The 2,953-nt window shown below is 59.1% G+C and carries 5 protein-coding genes and 1 pseudogene; all 6 read left to right on the top strand.

Annotated elements, in window-relative coordinates:
- Positions 1 to 193, top strand: a pseudogene (locus CFE428DRAFT_RS32635) (ferredoxin); the annotation flags it as partial.
- A gap of 125 nt (positions 194 to 318) precedes the next feature.
- On the top strand, positions 319 to 540 hold the full coding sequence (locus tag CFE428DRAFT_RS32630) for a hypothetical protein (RefSeq protein ID WP_006980228.1): 222 nt from the start codon (positions 319 to 321) through the stop codon (positions 538 to 540).
- Positions 541 to 689: 149 nt separating this feature from the next.
- The gene (locus tag CFE428DRAFT_RS32625) at positions 690 to 1,202 is read left to right on the top strand and encodes a hypothetical protein (protein WP_042726310.1); all 513 of its coding nucleotides are present in this window, start codon (positions 690 to 692) and stop codon (positions 1,200 to 1,202) included.
- A gap of 129 nt (positions 1,203 to 1,331) precedes the next feature.
- Positions 1,332 to 1,781 (top strand): SMI1/KNR4 family protein, encoded by a 450-nt coding sequence (locus tag CFE428DRAFT_RS32620; protein WP_006984031.1) that lies wholly within the window; start codon positions 1,332 to 1,334, stop codon positions 1,779 to 1,781.
- Positions 1,782 to 2,027: 246 nt separating this feature from the next.
- Positions 2,028 to 2,435 (top strand): ferredoxin, encoded by a 408-nt coding sequence (locus tag CFE428DRAFT_RS35170; RefSeq protein ID WP_006980229.1) that lies wholly within the window; start codon positions 2,028 to 2,030, stop codon positions 2,433 to 2,435.
- Between the two features lie 125 nt (positions 2,436 to 2,560).
- On the top strand, positions 2,561 to 2,782 hold the full coding sequence (locus tag CFE428DRAFT_RS32610) for a hypothetical protein (RefSeq protein WP_006980228.1): 222 nt from the start codon (positions 2,561 to 2,563) through the stop codon (positions 2,780 to 2,782).
- Positions 2,783 to 2,953: the final 171 nt, after the last annotated feature.

The raw sequence follows: 2,953 nt of genomic DNA, 5'->3' as shown, positions 1-2,953 counted from the left end.
TACCATCCACGGCGACGGCGACACGTTCGACTGGCAAGCGATTCCCGCAGACACACCTTACTACCTCACGCCCGAAGGACGCGCCGCACACGAACGCTTCCTCGACTTCAAGAACGGCTCGTGTTGCAAGCGCCGTCCAAACTTTTTGGTCCGCTTTTTTCAACGCATTTTCCGCAATGACCGCAATGCCTAACCATGCGCTGCAGCGAACCGCTCCGCACGTCACGGCGGCTGCTTCCGGCCTCCGCCTTTCCCCCACGGTGCAGCCGCCGCGCCGTGCTCCGCGGTCGCTGAGCTTGGGGGCGTTAGGCGACTGCCATGCGTGAGCGCAAAACTGTCATCTACGATTCGAAGCAACACAGCATTGTGAGCATCATTGAGTTGCACAAGCGAGGCGAGGAACTGCTCTGCCGTTGGTGCCACTCTCCGCTTATCATCGCCCTTACTCACGAAGAGGCGAACAAGCACAAGGTTCATCCAGGCGTTTTCTGTTCGCGGAACCGAAAGCACCTGACTATTCTCGCTGAGCTCAGCGACTAAGCTTCTCTCTTTTCCATGCGCGATTCCGCTCACGAAATCAAATCGCCTAACCAAGCGCTGCAGCGAACGGGCCGGGAACTCGCTCCTGCGTTCGGCGCGCCTACGGGCCCGTCGCTGAGCTTGGGGGCGTTAGGCCACTTTCCACGCTCATGCCACTAAGCAGCATTGTTGTCATCATCCTTCGCCTATTCGCCCTGTATGGGCTTTTTTGGGCTCTCCCACTGTTCGCTTCTGCCGCAATGACTCCGCTGGGCCACGAGCGTTCACTGTCCATTGTTCTGGCACCCTATGCTCCCGCTGTGCTCTTGGTCATCTTCGCAACCGGGCTCTGGATTCTTGCGCGCGCCATCGGTCGCCTTGTCAGCCGTGGAGCAGATACGAGCGTGAGCATCGGCGGCCTCACTCGCACCGATCTGTATAGCTTCGCATTCGTGTTCCTGGGACTCTATTTTATCCTGTCCTCGTTCGCGGATGTCATTAACTGGATTCACTATTTCGTCACGGTTTCCCACAATGATCCTGCACGTGATCCGCACGTTGAGAACCTCTACCAGCTTACTCGTCCATGTTTAACGTTCGTTGCCGGACTTGTTTCGCTGATCGGTGCGCCGCACTGGACGAAGAAACTCGTAAGCCATGACCAAAAAACCCAAGTGGCCTAACCATGCGCTGCAGCGAACTGCTCCGGGCCGTCATGCCTGCTGCTCCTCAAGGAACCCGCCGCGCAGCAGTCACGCCGTCCCTCCGCAGTCGCTGAGCTTGGGGTCGTTAGGCGACTCCACGTCCTTCGCATGAGCCTCGCTGAACAAGTGCTAGAACTTTTCCGCGGCTTCCCGTTTGGGGCACCGGCAACGCTCGAGGAGATACAGCGCGCGGAGCAGGATCTCGGCGAGTCACTCAGTCCCACACTGCGTGACCTTTATCTCAGCTTTAACGGATTTTGTGGCCCGACAAATGCCCGCTTTTTCTGGCCACTTTTCGGACCAGAGGGACTTGTTCGTTCCAACCAGGTCCTCCGTAGCCGCGAGGAATTACCACATGAGTTTGTATCATCCTGCGTCTTTTTCGGAGACGGTGGTGTCGGTCCAATGTGGGCCGTAAAGCTTGAGACGCCGGACACCGTCATTTTATGGGACGCCCGATGGGGAAAAGAATACGAGGTCGTCGGCAAAACTCCACTCGACGCCTGGAGCCAAGGGAAGAGCGACTACGACGAAATTGCAGATGAACCAGTCGCCTAACAATGCGCTGCAGCGAACCGCCTCCCATCCGGGAGTGGAGGTCTTTGGTAATTCGACCGCCGCAGGAGTCGCGCCTGTCACGCCGCCTGCAACCACCTGCGCCCCGGCAGGCCGCGCGCCATGCACGGCTCCTGCTCGCTCCCTTTCCGTGTCAGCGGGTGTGGGCTCCCGGAGGCGGTCGCTGAGCTTGGGGGCGTTAGGCGTCGCTACCGTCTCGTTTGAACGATAGTCCAACAAACACTTTGAATGCCACGCGATGACTTCCAGCACCGAGCACCTGAGAACGTCCCCGGCAAGTATTATGTGTCTGACCAGTGCATGGACTGCGACCTCTGCCGCGAGACGGCACCCACGGTCTTCGCCCGCCATGCGCCCGGCGGCTATTCCTATGTCCGCAAGCAACCGGAGACGGCCAAGGAGGAGTCATTGGTGCGCGAGTGTGTCGAGGGTTGCTGCGTTTCTACCATCCACGGCGACGGCGACACGTTCGACTGGCAAGCGATTCCCGCAGACACACCTTACTACCTCACGCCCGAAGGACGCGCCGCACACGAACGCTTCCTCGACTTCAAGAACGGCTCGTGTTGCAAGCGCCGTCCAAACTTTTTGGTCCGCTTTTTTCAACGCATTTTCCGCAATGACCGCAATGCCTAACCATGCGCTGCAGCGAACCGCTCCGCACGTCACGGCGGCTGCTTCCGGCCTCCGCCTTTCCCCCACGGTGCAGCCGCCGCGCCGTGCTCCGCGGTCGCTGAGCTTGGGGGCGTTAGGCGACTGCCATGCGTGAGCGCAAAACTGTCATCTACGATTCGAAGCAACACAGCATTGTGAGCATCATTGAGTTGCACAAGCGAGGCGAGGAACTGCTCTGCCGTTGGTGCCACTCTCCGCTTATCATCGCCCTTACTCACGAAGAGGCGAACAAGCACAAGGTTCATCCAGGCGTTTTCTGTTCGCGGAACCGAAAGCACCTGACTATTCTCGCTGAGCTCAGCGACTAAGCTTCTCTCTTTTCCATGCGCGATTCCGCTCACGAAATCAAATCGCCTAACCAAGCGCTGCAGCGAACGGGCCGGGAACTCGCTCCTGCGTTCGGCGCGCCTACGGGCCCGTCGCTGAGCTTGGGGGCGTTAGGCCACTTTCCACGCTCATGCCACTAAGCAGCATTGTTG

This window comes from Chthoniobacter flavus Ellin428 (assembly GCF_000173075.1).
Classification (GTDB): Bacteria; Verrucomicrobiota; Verrucomicrobiia; order Chthoniobacterales; family Chthoniobacteraceae; genus Chthoniobacter; species Chthoniobacter flavus.
Note: the sequence above shows the minus strand (reverse complement) of the source record. Positions and strands in the feature narration are given on the sequence as shown.

What these genes read in the sequence shown, in the direction of transcription:
- CFE428DRAFT_RS32630 (WP_006980228.1), top strand. Translation starts at nt 319, where the DNA reads ATGCGTGAGCGCAAAACTGTCATCTACGATTCGAAGCAACACAGCATT.
- CFE428DRAFT_RS32625 (WP_042726310.1), top strand. Translation starts at nt 690, where the DNA reads ATGCCACTAAGCAGCATTGTTGTCATCATCCTTCGCCTATTCGCCCTG.
- CFE428DRAFT_RS32620 (WP_006984031.1), top strand. Translation starts at nt 1,332, where the DNA reads ATGAGCCTCGCTGAACAAGTGCTAGAACTTTTCCGCGGCTTCCCGTTT.
- CFE428DRAFT_RS35170 (WP_006980229.1), top strand. Translation starts at nt 2,028, where the DNA reads ATGCCACGCGATGACTTCCAGCACCGAGCACCTGAGAACGTCCCCGGC.
- CFE428DRAFT_RS32610 (WP_006980228.1), top strand. Translation starts at nt 2,561, where the DNA reads ATGCGTGAGCGCAAAACTGTCATCTACGATTCGAAGCAACACAGCATT.